The organism is Micromonospora sp. NPDC003776, from assembly GCF_053605645.1.
In genome coordinates, this window is the sequence record NZ_JBSGJR010000560.1 from 1 (window position 1) to 4,583 (window position 4,583).

The window sequence follows — 4,583 nt, forward strand, 5'->3', positions numbered from 1 at the left end:
GCCCGGAGCGCGGTGAGGGCGGCGGTGAGGGCGGCGGCGAGTCCCGCCCGCGTCGCCGGACCCGGCACAGCTGATCCACTGACAGGCCGGGCGACGTCAACGGCGTCGCCCGGCCTGCGACATCTCCGGTCCGGCCCGGTGCCGTGTCCGGAGCTGTTCTCCGTGACCCCCACCCCTCGTCCAACTGAGAGCAGGTCTTCGTGAGCCGGACCGGGCGTTCGTCCTTCCCCGCGGCGCGACGGGGGGTGGCGTCGGCCGGCGGCGGCGGGTCGACCCGGGCGGTCACCCGTACCCTCAGCGAGGACCCGCTGGGCGGCACCGTGCGCCGTACCGTGCTGCCCAGCGGGCTGCGCGTGCTCACCGAGGCGATCCCGGCGATGCGCAGCGTCTCGTTCGGCATCTGGGTCGCCGTCGGTTCCCGGGACGAGACCGGGCCGCAGGCCGGGGCGGCGCACTTCCTGGAGCACCTGCTGTTCAAGGGCACCCGGAAGCGCACCGCGCTGGACATCTCCGCCGAGATCGAGGCGGTGGGCGGTGAGACCAACGCCTTCACCACGAAGGAATACACCTGCTACTACGCCCGCGTGCTGGACGAGGACCTGCCGCTGGCCATCGACGTCATGTGCGACCTGGTCGCCGACTCGGTGCTGGACGCCGCCGACGTGGAGACCGAGCGCGGGGTCATCCTCGAAGAGATCGCCATGCACGACGACGAGCCCGGCGACGAGGTGCACGACCTGTTCGCCCGCGCCGTCTACGGCGACCACCCCCTCGGCCGGCTGATCTCCGGCACCGAGGAGACGGTCACCCCGATGACCCGGCGGCAGATCCAGAGCTTCTACCGCCGCCGCTACACCCCGCCGCAGATCGTCATCGCCGCCGCCGGCAACCTCGACCACGCCGCCGTGGTCAAGCTGGTCCGACAGGCGCTGCGCGGTACCCCGCTGGACACCGACCCGGCGACGCCGGCCGCGTACCGGTCGGCCACCCCGGCGGTACGCACCAAGCCGGCCACCACCCTGGTCGAGCCGAAGGAGACCGAGCAGGCGCACGTCATCCTCGGCTGCCCCGGTATCGACCGCCTCGACGAGCGGCGCTTCGCCCTCGGCGTGCTCAACAACGTGCTCGGCGGCGGCATGTCCAGCCGGCTGTTCCAGGAGATCCGCGAGCAGCGCGGCCTGGCCTACTCGGTCTACTCGTACGCCAGCCAGTACGCCGACAGCGGGCTGTTCGCCGTCTACGCCGGCTGCGCCCCCGGCAAGGTGGACGAGGTGCTGGAGCTGACCCGGGCCGAGCTGGCCAAGGTGGCCGCCGACGGGATCAGCGCGGCCGAACTGGCCCGGGGCAAGGGGATGAGCAAGGGCTCCTTCGTCCTCGGCCTGGAGGACACCGGGTCCCGGATGAGCCGGCTGGCCAAGGGTGAACTGCTCTACGGCAACCTGATGCCGGTGGACGAGCTGCTCGCCCGGGTCGACGCGGTCAGCCTGGACGAGGTGAACAGGCTCGCCGCCGACCTGCTCGGCCGGCCGATGTCCCTCGCGGTGGTCGGCCCGTTCGACCGGTCCGCCTTCTCCGTCTGACCCGGGCAGGGCCGCTCTGGCAGCCTGACCGGCCCTGGGAGCCTGACCGCCCTTGCTGGCCGGGCGGCACCAGCCGCGCCGGCGGCGGCCAGGGGGTCCATTCCCCGCCTTTGCTCTGCTTCAGCCCACGCAACACTTTTCCGCCATCAGTGTTGCCTCCGTTGAAGCAGAGCAAAGGCGCCGCAGATGGGGGTGCCAGCCGGACCCGAGCGGTCTCCCGCGCCGGGGGCGCCGGCCTCGTTCCGCCCCGGGGCACCGGGCATGGTCCCGCCCCGGACGGCACAGGCGTCGTCTCGCCCCCGGGGGCACAAGCGTTGCGTCCCGCCCGGGCGGCATAGGCGTCGTCCCGCGCCGGCGCTGCTCCGGGGTGCGGCAGGTCGGGGTGTCCGCCGTTCCGGAGGGGCCGGGCTGCCGCAAGCCGGGGTCGCGGTCACGCTCGTCGGGTGGGACGGCCGGAGGTCCGGCGGGTGCGGCGTCCCGATTGGGATAGGTTGTGCCCCGTGACTGACGAGCAGGAGATGAACCCGGCCGAGCCGATCCGGGTCGGCGTCCTGGGCGCCCGCGGCCGGATGGGCATGGAGGTCTGCAAGGCGGTCGACGCCGCCGCCGACCTGGACCTGGTGGCGACGGTCGACCAGGGCGAACCGCTGTCCACCGTCGCCGACGCCGGTGCCGAGGTGGTCGTCGACTTCACCACTCCCGATGTCGTCATGGACAACCTGTACTGGTGCGTCGACCAGGGCATTCACGCGGTGGTCGGCACCACCGGCTTCACCGCGGAGCGGCTGGAGCGGGTGCGCGGCTGGCTGGCGCGTAAGTCCGAGGTGGGCGTGGTGATCGCCCCCAACTTCGGCATCGGGGCGGTGCTGATGATGCAGTTCGCCGCGAAGGCGGCCCGGCACTTCGAGTCGGTCGAGATCATCGAGCAGCACCACCCGCGCAAGCTGGACGCGCCCAGCGGCACCGCCACGCACACCGCCCGGCTGATCGCGCAGGCCCGCGCCGAGGCCGGTCTCGGCCCGGCCCCCGACGCCACCAGGGACGAGGTGCCTGGCGCGCGCGGGGCGGAGATCGACGGGGTCCGGGTGCACGCCGTCCGCGCGGCGGGCCTGGTCGCCCACCAGGAGGTGCTCTTCGGCACCACCGGCGAGACGCTGACCATCCGGCACGACTCGCTGGACCGGGCGTCGTTCATGCCCGGGGTGCTGCTCGCCGTGCGCGCGGTCCGCAAGCGGCCGGGCCTCACCGTCGGCCTGGACCCGCTGCTCGACTGAGCCCGCCCCGCCCGCCCGGCGAGGGCCGGGTCCGCTGCCGGCCGGCCGTCCCCGCTGGGACGGCCGGCCGTGGCGCGTCCGGGGCGGCTCGACATCCGGCACAAGGGTGCGCAACGGCGATCAAGCGCCGGGGGCGGTCCCGGGTGCAGGCTGTGCACATGACCCGGACGGACGGACTCACCGGCATCCTCGACTGGCTCCAGATCGCGCTGGACGACCCGGAGGCCAGCCCGACCGAGCTCGCCGGCCAGGCCCATCTGTCCCGCTTCCACTTCGACCGACTGGTCGCCGCCGCCACCGGCGAGCCGCCCGGTGCCCTGCGCCGCCGGCTGCTGCTGGAACGCGCCGCGCACCGGCTCACCACCAGCGACCGGACCGTCCTCGACATCGCCGTCGAGGCCGGGTACGGCTCGCACGAGGCGTTCACCCGCGCCTTCCAGCGGGCGTACGGGATGGCCCCGACCGCGGTCCGGCGGCGCCCGCCGCTCACCTTCCGCCAGCTGGAGCTGCCCTGCCCCAGCGGCGTTCACTTCCAACCGCCCGGTGGCCTGCGGCTGCCGGCGGCACGTCAGGAGACTCCCATGAACGTTCTCCAACACCTCGTCGACCATCACGTCCAAGCCCTCACCGCGATCATCGACCGCGCCGGCACCCTCGACGACGAGGTGCTCGACCGGCCGGTCAGCGTGTCCGTGGAGACCATCGACGACCAGCCGACCCTCCGCTCACTGATCAACGCGATGGTCAGCCAGGAGGAGCACTGGCTCTCGGCGCTGCGCGGCGGCGAGTGGCCGGACGAGAGCGACCGTTCGGTGGCCGGGCTGGCCGCCCGGCACGCCGTCGCCGGCCGCGACTGGCGGGCGTTCGTGGCGCAGACGTTGGCCGCCGGCACCCTGGCCGACACCTTCGTCGACACCACGTGCTCGACGCCGACCAGCCACACGCTGGGCGGCACCATCGGCCACGTGATCACCTTCGCCGCGGTCCGCCGTACCCTCGCGATCGGCGCCCTGCACACCGCGGGCATCACGGACCTCGGCCTCGGCGACCCGCGCCCGTACCTGGACGCCACCGCGACCGCCTCGGCCGGCTGACGCGGCGCCGCGCCGGTCCTGATCACCGTCCGTCGCCTGGGCGTTCGGTCGGTCCGGCGCGGCGAAACGGATGGCCGGGTGGGCGGATCGAACCTAGGCTCGCTTTCATGATCGATTCCGGAATGCGCGACCGCGCCGGTCGCCAGGTGACGCTGCGGCCGGTGGACGACGACAACTGGCGGCCCGTGGCGGACGTCGCGCCGCGCGACGACCAGCGGGCCTGGGTGCCCGCCCTGGCCGCCCGCTACCTGGTGCTGACCATGCGGTCCGAGGTGTGGACCTCGCTCGCCGTGTACGCGGACGAGACGGTGGTCGGGCACGTCATGTGGGGCGTGGACGACGACGGTTCCCGCTGGATCGGCGGCATGGTGATCGACGCCGCCGAGCAGGACCGTGGGGTGGGCCGGGCCGCCGTGCGGACGCTGGTGGACTGGCTGGCCACCGCCGGCGAGCCGGTCCGCCTCAGCTACCACCCCGACAACGCCTCGGCCGCCGCCCTCTACCGCTCCCTCGGCTTCCGACCCACCGGCGCCATGGAGGACGACGAACTGATCGCCGAATTCACCCCCGCCTGACCCGCCCGTGGGGGGGGGCGGGGGGGGCCCCCCCCCGCCCCCCACCCCCCCCCCCCCCCC

4 protein-coding genes are annotated in these 4,583 nt (G+C 74.1%); all 4 read left to right on the forward strand.

Annotated features, from left to right (window positions below):
- Window positions 1-200: 200 nt before the first annotated feature.
- Window positions 201-1,580: a M16 family metallopeptidase gene (locus tag ACWEVO_RS30810; protein ID WP_452310976.1), complete on the forward strand. Its 1,380-nt coding sequence runs from the start codon at window positions 201-203 to the stop codon at window positions 1,578-1,580.
- A gap of 500 nt (window positions 1,581-2,080) precedes the next feature.
- Window positions 2,081-2,854 (forward strand): 4-hydroxy-tetrahydrodipicolinate reductase, encoded by a 774-nt coding sequence (dapB, locus tag ACWEVO_RS30815; RefSeq protein WP_452310977.1) that lies wholly within the window; start codon window positions 2,081-2,083, stop codon window positions 2,852-2,854.
- Window positions 2,855-3,012: 158 nt separating this feature from the next.
- On the forward strand, window positions 3,013-3,948 hold the full coding sequence (locus ACWEVO_RS30820; RefSeq protein WP_452310978.1) for a helix-turn-helix domain-containing protein: 936 nt from the start codon (window positions 3,013-3,015) through the stop codon (window positions 3,946-3,948).
- A 107-nt stretch (window positions 3,949-4,055) separates the two neighbouring features.
- Window positions 4,056-4,523, forward strand: a complete 468-nt coding sequence (locus ACWEVO_RS30825; RefSeq protein WP_452310979.1) for a GNAT family N-acetyltransferase — start codon at window positions 4,056-4,058, stop codon at window positions 4,521-4,523.
- Window positions 4,524-4,583 lie beyond the last annotated feature (60 nt).

Bases quoted from the DNA above. Each gene is read 5' to 3' on its own strand.
- ACWEVO_RS30820 (WP_452310978.1), top strand. From the start codon at position 3,013: ATGACCCGGACGGACGGACTCACCGGCATCCTCGACTGGCTCCAGATC.
- ACWEVO_RS30825 (WP_452310979.1), top strand. From the start codon at position 4,056: ATGATCGATTCCGGAATGCGCGACCGCGCCGGTCGCCAGGTGACGCTG.